This is a genomic window from Acinetobacter sp. MYb10 (assembly GCF_002980175.2).
Taxonomy (GTDB): domain Bacteria; phylum Pseudomonadota; class Gammaproteobacteria; order Pseudomonadales; family Moraxellaceae; genus Acinetobacter; species Acinetobacter guillouiae.
Genome location: NZ_CP058272.1, coordinates 992,465 through 1,011,781 on the forward strand (window position 1 = coordinate 992,465; position 19,317 = coordinate 1,011,781).

The 19,317-nt window shown below is 36.2% G+C and carries 20 protein-coding genes; 7 read left to right on the forward strand and 13 right to left on the reverse strand.

Going from position 1 to position 19,317, the window contains the following annotated elements:
* Positions 1–31 precede the first annotated feature (31 nt).
* Positions 32–616 carry an RNA 2'-phosphotransferase gene (locus CQZ96_RS04735; RefSeq protein ID WP_105712858.1) on the forward strand — a complete coding sequence of 195 codons (585 nt, stop codon included), beginning with the start codon at positions 32–34 and terminating at the stop codon, positions 614–616.
* Here the strand turns inward: CQZ96_RS04735 and CQZ96_RS04740 are convergent.
* Positions 602–1,063 (reverse strand): Lrp/AsnC family transcriptional regulator, encoded by a 462-nt coding sequence (locus CQZ96_RS04740; protein WP_081401519.1) that lies wholly within the window; start codon positions 1,061–1,063, stop codon positions 602–604. The two genes, CQZ96_RS04735 and CQZ96_RS04740, sit on opposite strands and share 15 nt — an antisense overlap.
* 151 nt (positions 1,064–1,214) lie before the next feature.
* Here CQZ96_RS04740 and CQZ96_RS04745 point away from each other — a divergent pair, with 151 nt between their 5' ends.
* Entirely contained in the window at positions 1,215–1,958 is a 744-nt protein-coding gene (locus CQZ96_RS04745) for an AzlC family ABC transporter permease (RefSeq protein ID WP_105712859.1), read from the forward strand.
* The gene (locus CQZ96_RS04750; RefSeq protein ID WP_004721162.1) at positions 1,955–2,254 is read left to right on the forward strand and encodes an AzlD family protein; all 300 of its coding nucleotides are present in this window, start codon (positions 1,955–1,957) and stop codon (positions 2,252–2,254) included. Before CQZ96_RS04745 ends, CQZ96_RS04750 begins: the two co-directional genes overlap by 4 nt.
* A 50-nt stretch (positions 2,255–2,304) precedes the next feature.
* On the opposite strand, the gene CQZ96_RS04755 is transcribed toward CQZ96_RS04750, so the two are convergent.
* Both CQZ96_RS04755 and CQZ96_RS04760 read right to left on the reverse strand, forming a co-directional pair.
* Positions 2,305–2,601, reverse strand: coding sequence for a hypothetical protein (locus CQZ96_RS04755; protein WP_056510516.1), 297 nt, complete (start codon positions 2,599–2,601; stop codon positions 2,305–2,307).
* A gap of 83 nt (positions 2,602–2,684) precedes the next feature.
* Complete coding sequence (locus CQZ96_RS04760; protein ID WP_105712860.1) at positions 2,685–3,707, reverse strand: type I glyceraldehyde-3-phosphate dehydrogenase; 1,023 nt, start codon at positions 3,705–3,707, stop codon at positions 2,685–2,687.
* Between the two features lie 268 nt (positions 3,708–3,975).
* Here CQZ96_RS04760 and CQZ96_RS04765 point away from each other — a divergent pair, with 268 nt between their 5' ends.
* The 3 genes from CQZ96_RS04765 to CQZ96_RS04775 all read left to right on the forward strand — a co-directional run bounded on the left by CQZ96_RS04765 (position 3,976) and on the right by CQZ96_RS04775 (position 9,184).
* The gene (locus CQZ96_RS04765) at positions 3,976–4,758 is read left to right on the forward strand and encodes a hypothetical protein (protein WP_105712861.1); all 783 of its coding nucleotides are present in this window, start codon (positions 3,976–3,978) and stop codon (positions 4,756–4,758) included.
* Positions 4,759–5,001: 243 nt separating this feature from the next.
* The gene (gene alaS, locus CQZ96_RS04770; protein WP_171287876.1) at positions 5,002–7,695 is read left to right on the forward strand and encodes an alanine--tRNA ligase; all 2,694 of its coding nucleotides are present in this window, start codon (positions 5,002–5,004) and stop codon (positions 7,693–7,695) included.
* Positions 7,696–7,978: 283 nt separating this feature from the next.
* A complete protein-coding gene (locus tag CQZ96_RS04775) occupies positions 7,979–9,184 on the forward strand; it encodes a tyrosine-type recombinase/integrase (protein WP_105712863.1) in 1,206 nt (401 codons plus the stop codon).
* A gap of 14 nt (positions 9,185–9,198) precedes the next feature.
* Here the strand turns inward: CQZ96_RS04775 and CQZ96_RS04780 are convergent, their stop codons facing one another.
* Entirely contained in the window at positions 9,199–10,242 is a 1,044-nt protein-coding gene (locus CQZ96_RS04780; RefSeq protein ID WP_105712864.1) for a hypothetical protein, read from the reverse strand.
* 349 nt (positions 10,243–10,591) lie between these two features.
* Between CQZ96_RS04780 and CQZ96_RS04785 the strand changes: the two genes are divergently transcribed.
* The gene (locus CQZ96_RS04785; protein WP_105712865.1) at positions 10,592–11,878 is read left to right on the forward strand and encodes a Y-family DNA polymerase; all 1,287 of its coding nucleotides are present in this window, start codon (positions 10,592–10,594) and stop codon (positions 11,876–11,878) included.
* Positions 11,879–11,894: 16 nt separating this feature from the next.
* Here CQZ96_RS04785 and CQZ96_RS04790 read toward each other — a convergent pair whose 3' ends face one another.
* From CQZ96_RS04790 to CQZ96_RS04830, 9 genes are all read right to left on the reverse strand, one after another.
* Positions 11,895–12,908, reverse strand: coding sequence for a DUF4238 domain-containing protein (locus CQZ96_RS04790; RefSeq protein ID WP_171287877.1), 1,014 nt, complete (start codon positions 12,906–12,908; stop codon positions 11,895–11,897).
* Between the two features lie 86 nt (positions 12,909–12,994).
* Positions 12,995–13,471 (reverse strand): hypothetical protein, encoded by a 477-nt coding sequence (locus CQZ96_RS04795; protein WP_105712867.1) that lies wholly within the window; start codon positions 13,469–13,471, stop codon positions 12,995–12,997.
* A complete protein-coding gene (locus CQZ96_RS04800) occupies positions 13,468–14,064 on the reverse strand; it encodes an N-acetylmuramidase family protein (protein ID WP_105712868.1) in 597 nt (198 codons plus the stop codon). Before CQZ96_RS04800 ends, CQZ96_RS04795 begins: the two co-directional genes overlap by 4 nt.
* A complete protein-coding gene (locus CQZ96_RS04805; protein WP_105712869.1) occupies positions 14,061–14,432 on the reverse strand; it encodes a hypothetical protein in 372 nt (123 codons plus the stop codon). The genes CQZ96_RS04800 and CQZ96_RS04805 overlap by 4 nt, the downstream gene beginning before the upstream one ends.
* Positions 14,433–14,501: 69 nt before the next feature.
* Entirely contained in the window at positions 14,502–14,993 is a 492-nt protein-coding gene (locus CQZ96_RS04810) for a hypothetical protein (protein WP_105712870.1), read from the reverse strand.
* Between the two features lies 1 nt (position 14,994).
* Positions 14,995–17,169 carry a gp53-like domain-containing protein gene (locus tag CQZ96_RS21510; protein WP_218619752.1) on the reverse strand — a complete coding sequence of 725 codons (2,175 nt, stop codon included), beginning with the start codon at positions 17,167–17,169 and terminating at the stop codon, positions 14,995–14,997.
* Positions 17,170–17,171: 2 nt separating this feature from the next.
* The gene (locus CQZ96_RS04820; RefSeq protein ID WP_105712871.1) at positions 17,172–17,765 is read right to left on the reverse strand and encodes a DUF2612 domain-containing protein; all 594 of its coding nucleotides are present in this window, start codon (positions 17,763–17,765) and stop codon (positions 17,172–17,174) included.
* Positions 17,758–18,939: a baseplate J/gp47 family protein gene (locus CQZ96_RS04825; protein ID WP_105712872.1), complete on the reverse strand. Its 1,182-nt coding sequence runs from the start codon at positions 18,937–18,939 to the stop codon at positions 17,758–17,760. The genes CQZ96_RS04820 and CQZ96_RS04825 overlap by 8 nt, the downstream gene beginning before the upstream one ends.
* Positions 18,939–19,295 (reverse strand): hypothetical protein, encoded by a 357-nt coding sequence (locus CQZ96_RS04830; protein ID WP_105712873.1) that lies wholly within the window; start codon positions 19,293–19,295, stop codon positions 18,939–18,941. The genes CQZ96_RS04825 and CQZ96_RS04830 overlap by 1 nt, the downstream gene beginning before the upstream one ends.
* Between the last annotated feature and the right edge of the window lie 22 nt (positions 19,296–19,317).

The following is a 19,317-nucleotide window of genomic DNA, read 5'->3' on the forward strand; positions in this document are numbered from 1 at the left end:
TATCCAAATCCATATCATGTAAGAATAACAAATGAAATCTTCAGAAAAAACATTACGCGAACATAGTAAATTTCTAAGTTTAGTACTTCGACATCAACCAGAAACCATTGCAATCCAACTCGATTCCGAAGGCTGGACGGATGTACACATCCTTTTACAGCAAATGATCAAACACAGAAGACCACTTAAACTCGTAGAGTTGATTGAGGTCGTTGAAAGCAGTGATAAAAAACGCTTCCAACTTTCACCTGATCAAAACAAAATCCGCGCAGTACAAGGTCACTCTAGTGCTCAGGTTCAACGTGAGTATGTTGCTATTACGCCACCCGATACACTTTTTCATGGAACAGCAACTCGCTTTGTCGACAGTATTTTAGAAAAAGGCTTAATTTCAGGTGAACGTCATCACGTACATTTATCTGCTGATTTAGTCACAGCCCAGAAAGTGGGACAACGACATGGCAAAGTCATCATTTTCATCCTAGACACCAAACAGATGCATCAAGATGGTTTCCAATTTTATTGTGCTGAAAATGGGGTTTGGTTGACTGAACAAGTGCCGATAAAATATTTAAAGTTATTCGAAAGCGAATCAAAAAAACTAATCCAGCGGTAAGGCTGTGGTCTGTTTAATCTTCTGTAAAGGGATTTCAGTTTTGACATTCTGGATCCCTGGAATTTTATTTAAATGATTAATTTGAAATTTACGATATGCCTCTAAATCAGAAACCACAATACGTAAGAAAAAATCACAATCTCCTGCCATAAGTTGACATTCAACAATTTCAGAAATATTCATAATGCTTTCGATAAATCGATTGACCGCTTGTTCATCCTGACTCTTTAACCAAATTCGTGCAAAGACTGTCAAACTAAGATCTACTTTGTGTGGATTGACCAATGCAACATATTGGTCAATGATCCCCTCATCCTCCAGTTGCTTTACTCGTCTTAAACAAGGTGAAGCGGATAAACCTATCTGTTCTGCCAATTCATTATTTTGTAGTTTTCCATTACGTTGTAATGCACACAAAATGCGCCGATCTATCTGATCCAATTTCATAAAATTATTTCTAGTAGATAAAACCAAAAAATAACATATTCCAGCAATAATATTGCAAAAATTATTTTAAAGGCAGCAAGTTTAGCGAAATATAGCGAATCATTTGGCATAAAATAAAAATCACCTTGTTTTAGCGACCATTGAGCGACTCATGTTAAGTTTTAAGAACACTACGACTGAACTGACCTATTCAATTGAATTTAGAGAGTTTGTACGTGGGCTTAAAACCTCTATTCCAATGCTACTGGGTATTATCCCTTTTGCACTGGTTTTAGGAACACAAGCAGCACAAAAAGGATTTTCTGCCTTAGAAGTTCCATTGTTAACAGGACTCAATTTTGCTGGTGGTTCTGAGTTCGCCATTATTGAAGTCTGGACGCAGCCACCTCAATTGTTGTTTTTAATTCTGATCACTTTTCTGGTCAACAGCCGCCATATTTTAATGGGTGCAAGTTTAGCACCCTATATTCGACACTTGCCTAATCGTAAAGCCCTTCCATTATTATTTTTTATGTGTGATGAGAGTTGGGCCCTTAGCATTACGGATGCACACAAACAAAACCCTCGCAATCCCTATGCAGGATTTAGTGTGTTTTTTTATATCGGCCTTTGTTTTGCGTTATATGTTATGTGGGTGGTTTTTACCACGATGGGAGTCGGCATTGGTTCTTTCCTTGGTGATGTCACAAAGTTTGGTTTTGACATGGCATTCCCCGCAGTTTTTCTGGTGCTTTTACGCGGAATGTGGAAAGGCTTTAAACCCGCACTGCCTTGGCTGATAAGTCTGATCGCGGCCGCACTGGCCTATTATTATCTACCTAAAGGCTGGTATGTATTGATTGGTTCTATTTCAGGAATTATCGCTGCTTTTTTACTGATTGGAGATGAAGAATGATTCATATGACGACATTCATCGCCATTGTTTGCGTGGGATTAACAACCTACTTAACTCGAATCTTAGGTTATTTACTGTTAAAAAATAAACACCTCAGCAAAAGAACCACGCGAATTTTACAGGTTATCCCCGGCTGTGTTTTGATATCAGTGATTGCACCCTACTTTGTTACGGATCAACCAGCCAACTTGATTGCAATTATCATCACACTGTTCGCAGCTTGTTATTTTTCATTATTACCCACTGTACTGATCAGCATCATTGCAACAGGGATTTTGAGATACTTTATGCTTTAAACGTTCTCAATAGCCTGTCACTCTTGACTTGATGCAATTCAAAACCTCAATTAAGGTTTTGAATTTTGCTGTAATATTTTAATTAATTCACCGTTTTGAAACTCAACTTGAGTCAAACGTGTTGAGGTATTGTCTAAAACTTCCTGCTGTACATGCATTTTTTTAGCCAAATCTTGCATAATTTGTAAGGTCTGTTTGAGATGTTGCTCTTGTGCATGGATCTGTTGCTCATGATTCTGCACATGCTTAAGCCATTCAAGGTTTTCTTTCTTTAACTTTCCCATTTGCCAAATCACAAACATCATGGCCAGATAAAGAATCACAATAACCAAATATATAAAAAACATCATTCACCCCCAACTAAACACGTCAATCTTCGTCTTGATTAAACTCAAGTCATTAAAGTTATTTTTAAGTGATAAATACTAGATTAATAAAATGATTCACACAAATCTAACAAGCGATTTGCATAGCCCCATTCGTTATCATACCAAGCAAACACTTTCGCCTGTTGACCCACGACCATAGTTTGAGTCAGATCAACAATCAGTGAATAAGGTGAATGATTAAAGTCACTTGAAACCAATTGCTCATCTGTAACAGACATAATCTCAGCATAATCATATTTTGCTGCTTGGATTAAGGTTTGGTTAATTAAATGAGCTGTTACAGGCGCTTTAGCAATAAATGTTAAATCAATGGCGGCAACATTAATTGTTGGTACACGGATTGAAAAACCATCAATACAGTTTTCCATTTTGGGCATGACTTGTTTTAATGCACCCAAAGCAGAAGATGTAGTTGGAATAATATTTTGTCCTGATGCACGTGCGCGGCGTAAATCTCGATGTGCATGATCCAGTACAGATTGATCTGCTGTGACCGCATGAATTTCAGTCATTAATGCGCTGTCAATTCCAAATGCATCATCAATAATTTTGACCAAAGGGACTAAAGCTTGTGTGGTACATGACACACCCGAAATAATTTGATCACTAGCTTTAACATCATGATGATTTACCCCATAAACAATGGCAGCATCAACAGTATCAAAAGGTGCAGCACCGATAATGACGCGTTTTGCACCAGCTGTTATATGTTGTGTTGCAGCGGCTCTTGAACGAAACAGCCCTGTACATTCTAAAACAACATCAATGTTAAGCGCTTCCCAAGGCAATAATTCAGGATTGGCTTGTCTTAAAATTTGAACTTTCTGTTTAATTTGCCGTGCGTCAATCGACATATAAAGCTGTCCATTTTCTTGAACGATATTCACCGCACCGTCAAAGCGACCATGGGTAGTATCATATTTAAATAAATGAACCAGCGTTTCAACATCTGCAATATCGTTAATGGCAACAATTTCAAAATGGAAGTTTTTCGGATTTTCAAACCAAGCGCGTAATACATTCCGTCCAATTCGCCCGAATCCGTTTATTGCCACACGTTGCATCAGATGTCCTTTTACAGCCAAATTACTTTATGCGGTATATGTTATAAGATTTATAGTGACTACTGTTAGAATATGCTTTATTTAGTCATAAAAAATTCTCAAAAATAAGTTTTTAATTTACTTAGGATAAAAATAAATGAGCAGCTCATTGTCAAAAACAAAGCCATATTATGAAATTCGAAACGAAAAATATCGTTTTAAACAGCTAAAATTTTAGACTTTGGAGTTTAATTATTTAATTAAATTTTGCAATTACAAAGGTTAGATCATGAAAACATTACAAATTGTATTGAACACTGCACTGCTTTTGATTGCTGGAAATAGTTTTGCAGCACCTTATCAGCGTTGCTCAGACCAACAGCAACAACAATTGATTCAACAATTTAAATTGGTCAATCAGCGTTTTGCCAATACTGAAGCCAAAACATATCAAAGCTGTATCCATTTAGACAATCAACAAAAAATTCAGCTTATTGCGATCAGTCAACCGATTGCTTATAAATCTTATGATGATATGGAACATGATCTAAATTTATACTTAATTGACTCTTCTCAGCATAAAATTCTGCAAAAGTATAAAGCACCAGAAACTTTTTACTCAGATGCAGATCATTATGATGGAGCAAAACTCCACAGCACTAGATTTTCAACCTTGCCGAATACAGATGTGGTCGGCTTAGAGACTTCATCATCACATGAAGGTGGTTTTACCTATAGCCATAATAATCTTGCTTTATTTAAAGTTAACCCTCGCCAACCAATCAAACAAGTTTTTGCGGGTATTGGAACAAATAATAGTGGTTATGAAAGAATTGGAAATTGTGTAGGAAATAATACCAGTTCAGATGTGAGACGTATTTTAGTGCTTTCAAACAAAACCACACATGGTTTACAAGATATTGTATTAAAAGAAACCAAAGACCAAACGAAAACCAACTATAAAACCTGCACTTCGGTAAAAAAACAATATAAACAACAACTGACCATTAAATTTAATGGTCAAGTATATAAATTACAGCATAATGATCTATTGGGAATTGACCCTTTTTAAGCAAGCTTAAATACGATAATGGCAATGTGGCTATGTTTTAAATTTATACAACCAAAATTTACCCCAGATGAAAGTTGAAAATGTATAGAAATACCAATAATTCACCTTAAAATCATTGGTGGACACTACATTTTCCGTTATACTTTGGCGTTTTTAAAAATAAGCCCGTGTGGTGACTGAGCACAAAAATCAGACTCAGCAACGCACTTTTAGCCAATACGAAAATTAAGGAGTGACTTGGTTGTGAGTACTCGTTTTATGACAACTGCTGAAATACGTGAAGCATTTTTGCGCTACTTTGAATCGCAAGGACATACACGTGTCGCGTCAAGTTCACTTGTACCTGCCAATGACCCTACTCTGCTTTTTACCAACGCAGGGATGAACCAGTTTAAAGACTGTTTCCTTGGATTAGAAAAACGTGACTATGTTCGCGCAACGACGTCGCAAAAATGTGTCCGTGCAGGCGGTAAGCACAACGACTTAGATAATGTCGGTTATACAGCACGTCACCATACATTCTTTGAAATGTTAGGTAACTTCTCTTTTGGTGATTACTTTAAGCGTGACGCGATTCGTTTTGCTTGGGATTTCCTTACTGGTGAAGAATGGTTAGCACTACCTAAAGATAAATTATATGCCACTGTTTATCATACAGATGATGAAGCGTTTGACATTTGGAACAAAGAAATTGGCTTAGCTGCAGATCGTATTATCCGTATTGGTGACAATAAAGGCGAAAAATACGCTTCTGATAACTTCTGGGCAATGGGTGATACTGGCCCATGTGGTCCTTGTTCTGAAATTTTCTTTGACCATGGTGATCATATTTGGGGTGGCTTACCGGGCACACCAGAAGAAGATGGCGACCGTTTTATTGAAATCTGGAACAACGTTTTCATGCAGTTTAACCGTACTGCTGATGGCGTACTGCATAATCTTCCTGCACCATCTGTAGATACAGGCATGGGCTTGGAACGTATTTCTGCTGTTTTACAGCATGTCAATTCAAACTATGAAATTGACCTGTTCCAAGACCTATTAAAGTCTGCTGCTGAAATTATTGGTGTTGATACATCTGAAGCGGTTGCAACTGCACAAGCAAACAATAAACCTATTGAATACCCTGCTTCACTTAAAGTGGTCGCAGACCATGCACGCTCATGCTGCTTCCTGATCGCAGATGGCGTTAACCCTTCAAATGAAGGTCGTGGTTATGTATTGCGTCGTATTATTCGTCGCGCAGTACGTCATGGTAATAAAATGGGCGCAACGGGTACATTCTTCTACAAGATGTTGCAACCATTAATCGATGCTATGGGCACTGCTTATCCTGAGCTTGAACAACGTCGTAATGTGATTGAAGCAGCTTTGATTCGTGAAGAAGAATTGTTTGCCAAAACGCTTGAACAAGGTTTAAAACTGCTTGAAGGTGAATTAGTCAACCTCAAAGGTAAAACCATTCCAGGCGAAACCGTCTTTAAACTTTACGACACTTATGGCTTCCCTGCTGATTTAACCGCAGATATCGCACGTGAACGCGAACTGGAAATTGACGAAGCTGGTTTTGAAGTTGAAATGGCAGCACAACGTCAACGTGCACGCGATGCAGGCAAGTTTGCTGTTGACTATAACAGCATTGTGAAAGTAGATAGCGAAACTCAGTTTGATGGCTATGAAGCAACTCAAGGTCAAGGTCAAATTATTGCGATCTATAAAGATGGCGTACAAGTTGATGAAGTCGTTGAAGGCGATGAAGCACTAATCGTATTGAACCAAACACCGTTCTATGCAGAAAGCGGTGGTCAGATTGGTGATACAGGTCTGTTCAAAAACGATACTGGTATTTTTGAAGTTCAAGATACTAAAAAATCTGGTGGCGCGTTTGTCCATCAAGGTATCGTGACAATGGGAAGCCTAAAAGCGACTCAAAATGTTGAAGCAATTGTAAAAGCAGATCTTCGTGAAGCAACTGCACGCAATCACTCTGCAACTCACCTTTTACATGCTGCTTTACGTCAAGTATTGGGTGAGCACGTACAACAAAAAGGTTCGTTGGTCGCTTCTGACATTTTACGTTTTGACTTTGCCAATGACCAACCGGTGACATTCGAACAAATTCAACAGGTTGAACGAATTGTAAACCGCGAAGTAATTGCAAACACCGCCGTTTCTACTGAACTTTTAGACATTGATGCCGCAAAAGAAAAAGGCGCAATGATGTTGTTCGGTGAAAAATATGGTGATGAAGTTCGTGTACTTTCTATGGGTTCAATCCAAGATGAGAAAAATTTCTCAATCGAACTTTGTGGTGGTATCCATGTAAAACGTACTGGCGATATTGGTCTGTTTAAAATCACCTCTGAAAGTGGTGTTGCAGCAGGTGTTCGTCGTATTGAAGCTGTTACAGGTACCAAAGCGCTTGAAATCGTTCAAAAATTTGATGCAGATATTTTGCATATCAACGATTTATTAAAAGCACAGAAAGATCAAACTGTTGAAAAAGTTCAATCAACGCTAGAAACAGCACATCAATTGCAAAAACAAATTGAGCAATTGAATCAAAAATTGGCGAATTTCCAAGCCTCTGATTTAATCAGTCAAGTGACGGAAATTGCGGGTCGCCAAACACTTATTGCCACAGTTCAAGGACAAGATGCGAAGTCTGTTCGTCATCTTCATGACAGTGTCAAATCAAAATTAGATAATGCAGTGATTGTGCTTGCGGCTGTAGAAGGTGACAAAGTTAGTCTTATCGCATCTGTAGCTAAAGATTTCACTGCAAATCTAAAAGCGGGTGACATCATCAAACACTTAGCAACTGAGCTTGGTGGTAAAGGTGGTGGTAAACCTGACTTAGCACAAGGTGGCGCGCCACTAAACGAGAAGTTTGAACAAGTGATGGCAGATTTAACTGCTTGGCTTGCTCAAAAATAATACTTCACCTTTTGTGTAACTGACCCTAATGCCGATTAGGGTCATGGCTTATATGGAACAACTATGGCATTAATCGTTCAAAAGGATTAGTGCCATTCAGACACACTAAGACACACTAAGACAAAAATTATAATAAAACCCTTATTCTTCAATATATCTCTCAAATTTTATATAGACACACTAGGACATATTAGGACACAATGAGTCTCACTAATTATGTACACATGCGTGTACATAATCATGAATTTTATTAGCCTTTTAAAATTATGTACACAGGTGGACTATGGCTTTAACTGAGGCATGGCTTAAAGCCAATAATGGTAAGGCACGAGATAAAGTCGAAGAAGTTGCAGATCGAGACTCTATGAGTGTCAGAGTTTCTGCAAAAGGCAAGATAGTATTTCAATTGCGCTATAGATTCGCAGGTAAGGCCGAAAGGTTAGATCTGGGGACCTACCCTCACCTATCTCTAAAAGATGCTCGATTCAAATCTAGTGAAATGCGCGCACTACTTGATAAAGGTCAAAATCCAAAAATTGAAATACGTGTACAACAGCAAAAATATATTGATGCAACAACGCTAAAAGAAGTGTTTACAGATTGGTATGAAAGTTATTGCTTAAAAAAGAAAACATCAGCTGCAGATATAAAGACTTCATTCGAGTTACATGTATTTCCTGAAATCGGTGATTTACCTATTGATCGGATTACCTTACAACAATGGCTTGCGATTTTAGAGGAATTAGCTGAAGAAAAACCCTCAATTGCGGAAAGAGTGCTTACCAATGCCAAACAAGTTTTAAAATGGGCTAAGAAGCGTGAATTGCTTGAAGTGAATGCACTATCAGATATTTATGCAAAAGAAGATTTAGGAATAGAAAAAAATAGAGTCAATCGGATTCTAAGCGATGAAGAAATAACTATGGTTCTAAAGGCCATAGAAGAGTCGAAGATCCTACCTAAAAATAAAATATTCCTTAAGCTTTGCTTGATGTTCGGTTGCCGTAATGGTGAATTAAGAAAGGCAAAGAAATGTGATTTTGATTTAAAACGTAAAGTTTGGATCGTACCAGTAGCAAATAATAAAGTAGGTAAAAAAACAGGGCGTGAAATAATCCGACCGATTCTCCCCGAAATGGAAGATTTAATCAAAGAGGCAATGGAACACAATAACAGTGAATACTTTTTGACTAATGATAATGCTGATACGCCTATGGGAAATGGCGCATCAATCGCCCTACCCGCGAATGTAATGGAAAGATTACGCAGGCATCATGATTACCATATGAAGCATTGGACACTTCATGATCTCAGAAGAACCGCGCGAACAAATTTTAGTGCTTTTACTTCACGTGATGTGGCTGAATTGATGATCGGTCATGTAATGCCTGGTGAACAAGGCACATATGATTATTATGAATACATACCTCAACAGACTGAAGCCTATAAAAAATGGCTTAACAAATTAAGCCATCTTTTATCATTTTAAGTTTATTTTGTAGCTTAATTTGGTTCTGTGTGAACCCATATTATTGGTAGTTCTTCACTATTATGGTTATATGGAATTACCTTATTTAAATCCAAAGGAATTCCCGAATAAGATAATTGTTTTAGTTTTTTGTTTTCTGTTGTCTTACCATGGAATGATTTAATTAGAAGAGAACTTAAATCTGTAATGCTATGAAATTCTCCAGCTTCATCTTCTTTATAACCTGTGGGATAGTATGAAAGTATAATATCAGTTAAATTTTTTTTATTATTATCAAAAATATATTCAACTCTTTCATCATTCCAATCCCCATGCCAAATCAATTTATAAGCGATATTCTTATTAAGATCATTACTGATTTCAATATTCATGCATTTAATAACCACATCATTGACTGTTACATCAAATTCTGAATAGTCCTTATGATCATTTGACATTATCCCTGTAACTTTTAAATGTAATTCCAAGGGAGCAGTTGTAGCTAGTTTTATATCACCCAAGTCCCCAAATCTATTATTCACGAGTGCCTTTGATATAGATATTGTATATCCATCATCATTTTTTTCAAAATCATCTGTATGTACCAACAGAAATCTCTCTAATTTTCTATAGTATATAGCAATATATAATTCCGTCATTGTTAAATTAGAATATCTTTTCAAACTATTAAAATAGTTATCTTTAAACGTATAATCATTCCTTGGATCATCATTATAATTCTTAACCTCAACTAAAATTTGCTTATCGTTATTCATAATAATTCTAAAGTCAGGAATTTTTACTTCTTCTGAGATATATGTATATGCATCACCTGCATCCTCTTGTTTTATGAGTTTAACCTTGTTTAGTCCTCTTACAATATACGAAAATAGACCCTCGTTTCTTTTCCCATATAACATTGCATCATTTTTTGCAGAATCACCAATTTTTTCTTTGATAGTTTCACAAACTTTATTAACGACATCATCATCACTTATATTATATCCTAACTCCTCAACTAAAATTGAAAATAGTTCAAAGGTTTCAAATTTCTGAGGATTTCGTTTAACTTTTTTCATTGTGTTGTAATTCACTGAAAATAAAATAAAAGTATAACCGAGGTATATTGTGTGCGCCAACTATGTGCCAATTTCAAAAGACAGAGTTCAGCTTTAAGATCTGCTTGAGCAAACCTTTGACTATAAGACAGATATCTAACCGAATTATGCTGGGCCTATCCACTTTTCAAACAAAGGTAATATTGAATGGCGTTTAGCCCGAATCGGATTGGTGACGCCTTGGGTGGAAGATTTAAAGAAAATTAAAACGACTCATTTTGACGGGCCACTGATTATCCACAGTTTTTAAATTTGAATTTAAATTACTAGAAAACTATCATTAATTTGATTTTGTAACGATTTCAAAAAAATGAAAGAAAGGATTATCGCGCTCATCGACATTAATAACTGTTATGTGTCTTGTGAGCGCCTGTTTCAGCCTAAATTGAATGGAAAACCTGTAATAGTCTTATCCAACAATGACGGCTGTGCTGTTGCTAGAAGTCAGGAAGCCAAAGACCTTGGCATAAAAATGGGTGTTCCCCTATTTCAGATCAAGGACATTGTTAAAAAACATAATGTCGTGGTTTTATCCAGTAATTATGCAGTCTATGAGGAAATGTCACATAGATTCACAGCAACAATAAAATCATTTGTCAGTGAAAAAGATGTTGAAGTTTATTCTATTGATGAAACGTTTGTTGAGCTTACAAGCTATGCAAATCAAGATTTAAATGTACTTGTAGGAAAAATCAAAGATGCCCTGCTTAAGTGGCTAGGCTTACCCGTCTGTATAGGTATAGGCAGATCAAAGACTGAAGCAAAGATGGCAAATCATATTGCAAAGAAAAATAAGCATTTTCAAGGAATCTGCAATTTAGTTGAAATGGACCCATGTTCTAAAGAATCGCTATTTCAAAATATAGATGTTGGGGAAATATGGGGAGTCGGTCGGAAACATTGTAAAAAGCTTCACTCACTCAATATTAAAACAGTATTTGATTTAGCTATCGCAGATCCAGCATTTATTCAAAGTCAGTTTTCAGTCGTTATCAAGCGTACAGTCTTAGAGTTGCAAGGCACTGCATGTATCGAATTAGAAGAAGTTGCACCCGACAAGAAACAGATAGTTTCATCGAGATCATTTGGGCAACGTGTCTCAGATAAAGACGCCCTTTCTGAAGCAATGAGTTGTTATATTCAAGCTGCAGTTAAAAAATTAAGACGACAAAATGGATTGACTGGGTGTGTGATTGCTTTTGCTCACTCAAACCCATTTGATACTAAAAAACCATTCTACAAAGCAAGTGTGAGCGTTTCATTTCCTGAGCCGACGGATTCAGCAGCACAGATCATTAAGAGTGTTTTGAAACAAATGGATAAGGTTTACAAAGATGGAGTGGATTTTAAAAAGTGCGGTGTGATTCTGACTTGCATTGAATCGAAGTCTAGATATGTGCCTGATCTACTTGCAGACTATGAAGCCATCCAAAGGAATGATGATCTACAACGTGCACTCGAACAAGTAAATGAGAAGTTTAACAAGAAACTAGCTATTGGTCCATGTCTGTTAAAGGATAGAAAATGGAGTATGAATCGAGGAAAATTGACCCAAAATTATTTTAGTTGGGGTGGACTACTAGTTGTAAATAAATAATTATCTAAACTCATTATTATACTTTCTTTCTACAATAAATATGCTTATCTTTACGTGCTAAGATTTCCTTATTTAAATCAGAAACATATTTAATATCAACTTCAAAAAAATTAATTAAAGAATAACTAACGCTTACTGAATCAAAATTATGTTCAGTATTATAAAAATTAAACAATTCGCTCGTGTTTTCATCATTATTTTCACAAATTTCTATTGCAACTCTTGGAGAAACAGGCAATTTAATAAAAAATCCACCATTTTCAAATTTTTGATTAAAACAAGGATCATCTGAGGTTATAAAATCTATTACAGATTTATTATAAATAATATTAATTTTATCAACTCTTTTGATGCGTGTTTGGTTAATTAGTTCAGCGATACAAAAAAGAAAATAAATTTTAAATGTATGAAATTCATCCTTATCAAACTTAAAATCTTCAAAAATTTTTTTTATACTACAATCATCATTGCCTAGACCAATATTAATAATTTTTTTAGGTGTCTTATATAGCTGAAAAATTATAAAAAAAATTAATGTGCAGTATTCTTTGAAAGTAAAATTAGTTTTATCACTTGAATTAACTACCTTTTTTAAAACACTACTATATTGAGCCTCTTCATCACTAAACTTATCTTCAATTGTATTATGTTTATAGATTTCTTTTAATTTGTTTAACTTTTTATATTCTTCATCTACATTTATATTTAAATTTTTCAATTTCAATATTCTTTTTTCAAGATTACGTATAGAAAATTGAAAATCAAGAATTGGCTCAATAGTCAATCTATATATATCAAAATCACCAAAACCACTAGAAATACATAATTTTTTAAATAAATCAATTTGAACTTCATTAAACATTACTATTTTATAAAAATTTTTCTTGAATGCAATATTTTTAACATCTGAATGAAAAACACTCCCCCGACCATCACTAATTCGCAATAAGCTACCATTAGCCCATCTTTCTAAATAAAATTGACTAACAAAATGGTGATTTTTTTTAATGTTTATTTTCTCAATATTCATATGCATATTGTTAATAAAAAAATAATATTAACTTATTAGTATTAGATATTCAATTATGAAATTAATTAAATATCTAATAATTGCCCTCAATCCGAGGGCCATGCTTCAATCAATTTTTCTGAATCAGCTGCGTGTCCATCAGCTGCTTTTGCCACTGTTCGATATTCAGTGATGCACTTTTCGAGTATGTCACTGTTGGTATTGGTGTACTCAATGATGGTTTCTTTGGAAGCACTGGACAAACGGCTGTTTGCAACTTTGAGTTGCTTTGACAAGCTGTCAGCGCTGGCACTAGCAGTGCGACTATCAGACTCAATTTGTTTAATTTTGGCATTATAGTTTTGCTCCGCTTTTAACTGTTGTTCAGACCATTGTTTCTCTTTTAGTGCTGAGTCCGCTTTGGCCTTTGCATTTTCAGCTTGCAAAACAATTTCAGCATGTTTGTATTTTTCTATCTGCCCTGCTTTGTGGTTCAATAAGGCAAGGCAAATTAGTAATAAAAAAGCGAGAAGTCCGATTAAGATTTCTCGCCATTTTGATAGTACTTTAAAAATCCATATCATTTGTCGATACTCCATTTTTTATATGCATTAGCCAACTTCACATCATAATTATTAATTGCATAATTTTTGCCGTTATATCCTTTAGCAAAAGTTTTCCAATCTTTGTTTTTAAGGGCATTCACAAGATTATTTATCTTTATATATCGGCACATCGCATCAAGCTGTGAGGCTTCATCTTTATACATGGCATTAATAAAGGATTGTAATGTTGGATATTCAAGGGCTTTCCAGTGATAGCCCATAACCTGCCCTAAGCCCCATGAAGCTGACTCTAAAGCAGAAGTGCGACTAAATTGTGCTGCTGCATTTAAACGACCATGCTGTGCCGAATATAATCCATAGCCGCCTGCTGTCTTATTGCATAGATCTGGGCGCTTAATCATCATTTGATCAGCTATAAAGGTATTACCACCATTATTTGCAATTAATCTTTGTCGCATCACATGACGTTCAAATAGAATTACAGGTGTACCATCCAAATTAAATCCTGAGCCTTTGCATTCGACTTCAATTACAGCTCGTAATGATGCAATTTCAATACCCAAAGCATTCGCTTGATCCTTAATTTGAAGCTCAGTAAGTTTTTTATTCATTTAAATATTGCTCCAAATGCCTCTTTAACTTCCGAGATAATTTCATTAAAAGATTTGCCTTTTAGAAGCTGTACGGACTGGTAAGTAATGCCAATACAAAGCATTCCAAAAATGGCAAAAATCAACATGACAAATCCCTGTGCCATGTGTGTGTAGTGGGTTAAGTCGTAATACTCAATAAATGCAGATCCACCATATAAGCTAATGGCCACACTAAAAGTGAACTTCATAATGACGCCCATGGTGATTTTGATACGCCCTTGTGTGTCGATATCCCCTGATAAAGTCAGTGCAAAAATAGCCCCAATTACCGCAGCCATAATTTTAAAAAGCCATGGTAAGCCTTTGATAGAAATTGGATCGTTCACTTTGTTCCCCTGATTTTTGGCAATAAAAAAACACCTTTCGGTGCTATTGATAACAATTGATATTTAGACTTAAAGGGTCATGGCTTGCTGCCAGAGGATATCCACTTCTTCGTCTTTAAGCTCAAGCAAATTACACATTGCAATAACTGATTCTGATTGACGTTGAAATTCATCTGACTCTGTATATTCGATCTGAAAACGTTTACGCAGTGACAGATCTGGAATGTTTTCGATTGTCGATTCAACTTTTTCGAGTAGATTGTTTTCAAGTAGAGCAAGTTTAAATTGACGACGAGTAAGCGGTCTGAGTGTGTTTAAATAATCAGCTCGTTTCTCGGTCGATGTTCGTTTATCTACCCATTGCCCACGGCTCCAAATGTGAAAATGAGTAGGTCTTGGTTCTGAATATGTGAGATCTGCAAAAACATGACAACCTTCATTTAACTTTTGTAGCAATCCTGTATGTTGTTCTTCAGTTATTTCGACTAAATCGCTTGGCAATTCAGAATAATCAATGTTTAGATCATAGAATGATTGTGTTTTTTGACTAAAATTTAACATATTAATAACCTATTGCTCGCCACATTGTTCCACCAAGTGATCCTTTTGAGTCTCCAGAAAACCCCTGCTGACTAAAAACAAATGATGAATTGTAAATACTTCCTTCAACTACAAGTGCACCACCATCAGCATCATTGAATGATGTTGTTCTGTATTTACTCATTCGTGATATCTGAATATTTAGACATTTATTTGAAAATGAAATCGGAAAGTAAACCGTTTTGATTACTTCTTCTGAGGAACCCTCTACGAAGCCCCACTGTTCAATTAAACCATCTGGGTGAATTCTGTATCCATTTTCTTGATAATTTTTACCACTGTTCAGTGTTGTATTAATTGTGATATTGCCAGAACCATCAAAATTTGCACTTCCTGATACTGCGCCTGAGAGCGCAATATTTCGGGCATTGGCAAGTTTTGTTGCAGTAGCTGCATTACCAGTAGTGTTTTGGTTACCTGCAGTATTTACGCCAGGCAAATTGATATTTGCTGTACCATCAAAAGCTATACCGCCGATTGTTCGACCTGTAGCTAGTTTTGTAGCAGTTGCAGCATTGCCAGTAGTGTTTTGGTTACCTGCAGTATTTACGCCAGGCAAATTGATATTTGCTGTACCATCAAAAGCTATACCGCCGATTGTTCGACCTGTAGCTAGTTTAGATGCTGATGAAGCATTTCCTGAAATTCCACCATCAACAGTCAATTGTCCTTTAACGTAAGCCCCATTTGTCGGAACTTTTGCATCATCTGAATATGAGTTCGAAACAAGTAGATTTCCAACTCTAATACCACGTGCTGAGCCTGCACTGTCCCCACCTAAAAAAGAAATTGGCTCTAATGATCTAGTTGCTACTTTATCAAAAGAAATATAGCCTGAAATTTCTAAATTTCCAGTGATTGTTCCACCAGCAACAGGTAGTTTAGATGAATCATTTTGATAAAGATAATTCCATCCTCTCCATGACACACCATTATCGAATGTTTGTCGGGTTATCATGACAACACTATTAATAATGGTGTGAGGATAAAAAATCTGAACAGTTACTCCTCCATTTGTAAAAACACTTAATATTCCATAGCTATAGTTTCCGTCAATCGAAAAACCATTAACTTGATAAAAACCAGAATCTCTTGCAGCATTAAGTGAGCTCTCATTATTGATACCGCCCAAATAAGCTATTTTCGCTGTGCCAGTTGTATTTTGATTACCAGTTGTATTTACTCCTGGTAAATTTATATTTGCAGTACCATCAAATAGGACTCCTCCGATAGTCCGTGCAGTTTTCAATTTCAGTGCCGTAGCACTTGATCCCGTATCTGCAAGGTTAACAGCCTGAACAAATGCTGTTGTAGCTACCGATGTATTGTTTGTTGCTGTAGGTTGGGTTATGAATGTAGGTGATAGATTTATATTTCCTGAGCCATCAAATGATGCACTAGCTGACATACCGTTGGCTGTTGAAGAAATTGTTCGGGAAGTAGCAAGCTTTGTAGTAGTTGCAGCATTGCCACTTAATGAGCCAATAAATGTTGGTGCTTTTACATTACCTGGTAGAGTAAAATTACCATTATGATCAACCGTTAATGCACTGTTATTACTATATTTTATACAGAAGTTACTGTTTGCAGTATCATCAAATATTCCTATACTCCAAACACCCGAGTGACTTGGTGGAAGAATGCTTATTCGGTCATTAAATACCCCATCTTTCGCACCATTTCTTAGTCCTATATATAGTGTATTATCGGTATTAATTGAGCCTTTTATATACGCCCCATTTAGAGGGACTTTAGCATCATCTGAATATGAATTCGAAACAAGTAGGTTTGCAACTCGAACCCCTCTCGCGCTTCCACCTGTTAAAAAAGAAACTGGTTCAGCCGATGTACTCACAACTTTATCAAAAGAAATATTGGCCGATAAATCAGATGTACCATCGAAATCTTGACCATATATTTTTCTTTTATTTTGTAGTTTTGTTGCGCTTACAGCATTTGCTGTTTTATCAAGCTTTTCATCTATAATCTGATTAATTGCTAAGGCTAAGGTATTAAACAAGAAATTAAACCATTGTCGTGCTGGTTTAAGGTTTACAGGAAAACCATCTTCAAGTGTTAAACCATCTGTATTTTTTTGCCCATTTTTGGCAAATTCAGGAAGCTTTTTAACTGCCATTTTTACATGCTCTCAATAATAAGTGATACACCCGCAGGCAATGGGAAAAAGAGTTGAACGAGAATTTTGTCCGAGTAAGACTCTCGAGTTAAAAACTTGAAAGTTACTGACATATCTTTGTTGTCAATCACTTTGAATTTTTCGTGATTAAGAACTAATTTAAAAATTTCTTTGGTCTGGTTTATATTTCCAGTACTCGTATTTTTTAGAATTTTGGCCTTAATCAAATTTCTTAAAAATTGCCCTTTGGGGATCAATCCACCAGTACCTGATTGACCAGACTCACGGAAGAATCCCCCCACATCGGGGTTATCTGTTTCGCCAAATGTCAGTGCATTTTCTTGATCGATAAAACCAAAATATTCAAGCTGTGCTGCACCGGGGATAATTAAGGGTGTTCCCGTCCAACGGGCTAAAGTTTCTAGATAAGGATCTGTTGCGGTATCAACATCATAGTGGCTGTGTAAATTATTCAAAAAATTAAAGCAGTCAACTAACGGGGAATTGACTGCTTCAATCATTGCAATATATTTAGGTTTTAAACGATGTTGACTAGTAATCAATTTTTTATAATCACCAATCTTTTTTTCATCCACTGGTCACCTCGATTTTGATCGATGAAGGATCACAAAAAGCAACGCAGCCAAACGGTAAAATATAATCTGTAGAATATTCGACATTGTTGGCCACAATAATTATTGAGGAAACTTCATAAGTCTGGCTCTGCTCAGATCCATATAGATTGGCTGCACCAATAAGCTTGTTTTGCGTAATCTTATCGCCTATGTCTAATGCGTTTACATATTCAGCAAGTAGCTTTTTAATTGATTCTTCAGTATCAGCACTGTATGAATCATTCGTTGTGATTTGGATCTTAAAACTGATGTTTATAACATCTGGTCTATACAGCTCTATTGTTTCTGCATCACCATAAACATTGACGACAATCACATTGGTATTTCCATATAAATCACATCCCATGGATTTATATTTGTGGATCAGTTTTCCGATTGCTTGTGAGTCACCACCATAAGCAATGACACAAATCGATTTAGGCGGTAATCCATTGGCATCAGCTACTGTTTTTTTATTTTCAAAAAATTTACAGCGCGTGACATTAGGCAAATCTAGGATTGCCCCTCGTAAACCATCAGGTAAGGATCGAGATGGTATTGCGACAGATAAAGCCTGTCTTTGACGTAACTTGGCATTGGTTTCTGCATCTTGGCCAATCGACGATGAGTTCTGATTATTTACGCTTTGCCAGCCTCGAGTTGGATTCAAAATAATTTTAATGGCATTCGCTGTAGCTAGAACTGCACCCGCATTTTCTGCTGTAGCAGAAACGACAATAGATCCTGATTGCGGGATCGTAATATTTAATGGCAAGATCCATTTGTTGTTATTGGTGTCCGCTACTACACCCGCACGTATTAGCGTTCCTGAAGTACCGGTGATTGTCACATCAACGGTCGAGTACGTTGCTAATGCGCGAGAAATGCCATTAATTTTGACATTACGTGTTAAAGCTTCAGTATCAGCGGTTTTTGGGCTAAATGAATTATATGTTTTTACACATGCTGCATTCACATCTGCAATGGCTAAAGATACTACTCCTAAAAACTGACCATCTAAGCTGTCATTTTCTAAGTAAACATCATTCCCATAAATGTTTTTATATTGCTGTTTGAAGTAAGCAAGTATTAGATCATACGTGGGTGCACTAATCCCATTTTCATTAATGATTGGTGCAACTGTTGTAATTGCCATTAATCATAAGCCCCTGTTACTGTAGTTTGGCCATAAATAGTATTCACAGTCATCGATACTGTTAAACTGCGAGTATCTGAATCAAGTGAACTTTGGAAAGACTCAATACTCGTTACTCCAAAGGTTTCTAGTACTCGCTGGCGTAATGTGAGTTCATATAAATTCTTAGACTGTTTTCCGAGAATTGCTTGAGACCAACCTGTGCCATCTGACGTATCAGCAAACCACTCACCAATCCATAGCTTGAGCCTTGTTTCAATTGCCTGAGCAACAGCCTCTGCACTATCAATATGAAAGTTATTTAGACCAGACCCAAAGCTGTAATCACCCTGTTCATCTTGTTTTCTATAACGCATAAAAAAAGACGCTTTCGCGCCC

Excerpts from the sequence above, each read along its gene's own strand:
- CQZ96_RS04810 (WP_105712870.1), bottom strand. The coding sequence starts at position 14,993 with ATGTTAAATTTTAGTCAAAAAACACAATCATTCTATGATCTAAACATT.
- CQZ96_RS04735 (WP_105712858.1), top strand. The coding sequence starts at position 32 with ATGAAATCTTCAGAAAAAACATTACGCGAACATAGTAAATTTCTAAGT.
- CQZ96_RS04765 (WP_105712861.1), top strand. The coding sequence starts at position 3,976 with ATGAAAACATTACAAATTGTATTGAACACTGCACTGCTTTTGATTGCT.
- CQZ96_RS04785 (WP_105712865.1), top strand. The coding sequence starts at position 10,592 with ATGAAAGAAAGGATTATCGCGCTCATCGACATTAATAACTGTTATGTG.
- CQZ96_RS04800 (WP_105712868.1), bottom strand. The coding sequence starts at position 14,064 with ATGAATAAAAAACTTACTGAGCTTCAAATTAAGGATCAAGCGAATGCT.
- CQZ96_RS04825 (WP_105712872.1), bottom strand. The coding sequence starts at position 18,939 with ATGGCAATTACAACAGTTGCACCAATCATTAATGAAAATGGGATTAGT.
- CQZ96_RS04830 (WP_105712873.1), bottom strand. The coding sequence starts at position 19,295 with ATGCGTTATAGAAAACAAGATGAACAGGGTGATTACAGCTTTGGGTCT.
- CQZ96_RS04745 (WP_105712859.1), top strand. The coding sequence starts at position 1,215 with ATGTTAAGTTTTAAGAACACTACGACTGAACTGACCTATTCAATTGAA.
- CQZ96_RS04795 (WP_105712867.1), bottom strand. The coding sequence starts at position 13,471 with ATGATATGGATTTTTAAAGTACTATCAAAATGGCGAGAAATCTTAATC.
- CQZ96_RS21510 (WP_218619752.1), bottom strand. The coding sequence starts at position 17,169 with ATGGCAGTTAAAAAGCTTCCTGAATTTGCCAAAAATGGGCAAAAAAAT.
- CQZ96_RS04775 (WP_105712863.1), top strand. The coding sequence starts at position 7,979 with ATGGCTTTAACTGAGGCATGGCTTAAAGCCAATAATGGTAAGGCACGA.
- CQZ96_RS04790 (WP_171287877.1), bottom strand. The coding sequence starts at position 12,908 with ATGAATATTGAGAAAATAAACATTAAAAAAAATCACCATTTTGTTAGT.
- CQZ96_RS04750 (WP_004721162.1), top strand. The coding sequence starts at position 1,955 with ATGATTCATATGACGACATTCATCGCCATTGTTTGCGTGGGATTAACA.
- CQZ96_RS04755 (WP_056510516.1), bottom strand. The coding sequence starts at position 2,601 with ATGTTTTTTATATATTTGGTTATTGTGATTCTTTATCTGGCCATGATG.
- CQZ96_RS04760 (WP_105712860.1), bottom strand. The coding sequence starts at position 3,707 with ATGCAACGTGTGGCAATAAACGGATTCGGGCGAATTGGACGGAATGTA.
- CQZ96_RS04780 (WP_105712864.1), bottom strand. The coding sequence starts at position 10,242 with ATGAAAAAAGTTAAACGAAATCCTCAGAAATTTGAAACCTTTGAACTA.
- CQZ96_RS04740 (WP_081401519.1), bottom strand. The coding sequence starts at position 1,063 with ATGAAATTGGATCAGATAGATCGGCGCATTTTGTGTGCATTACAACGT.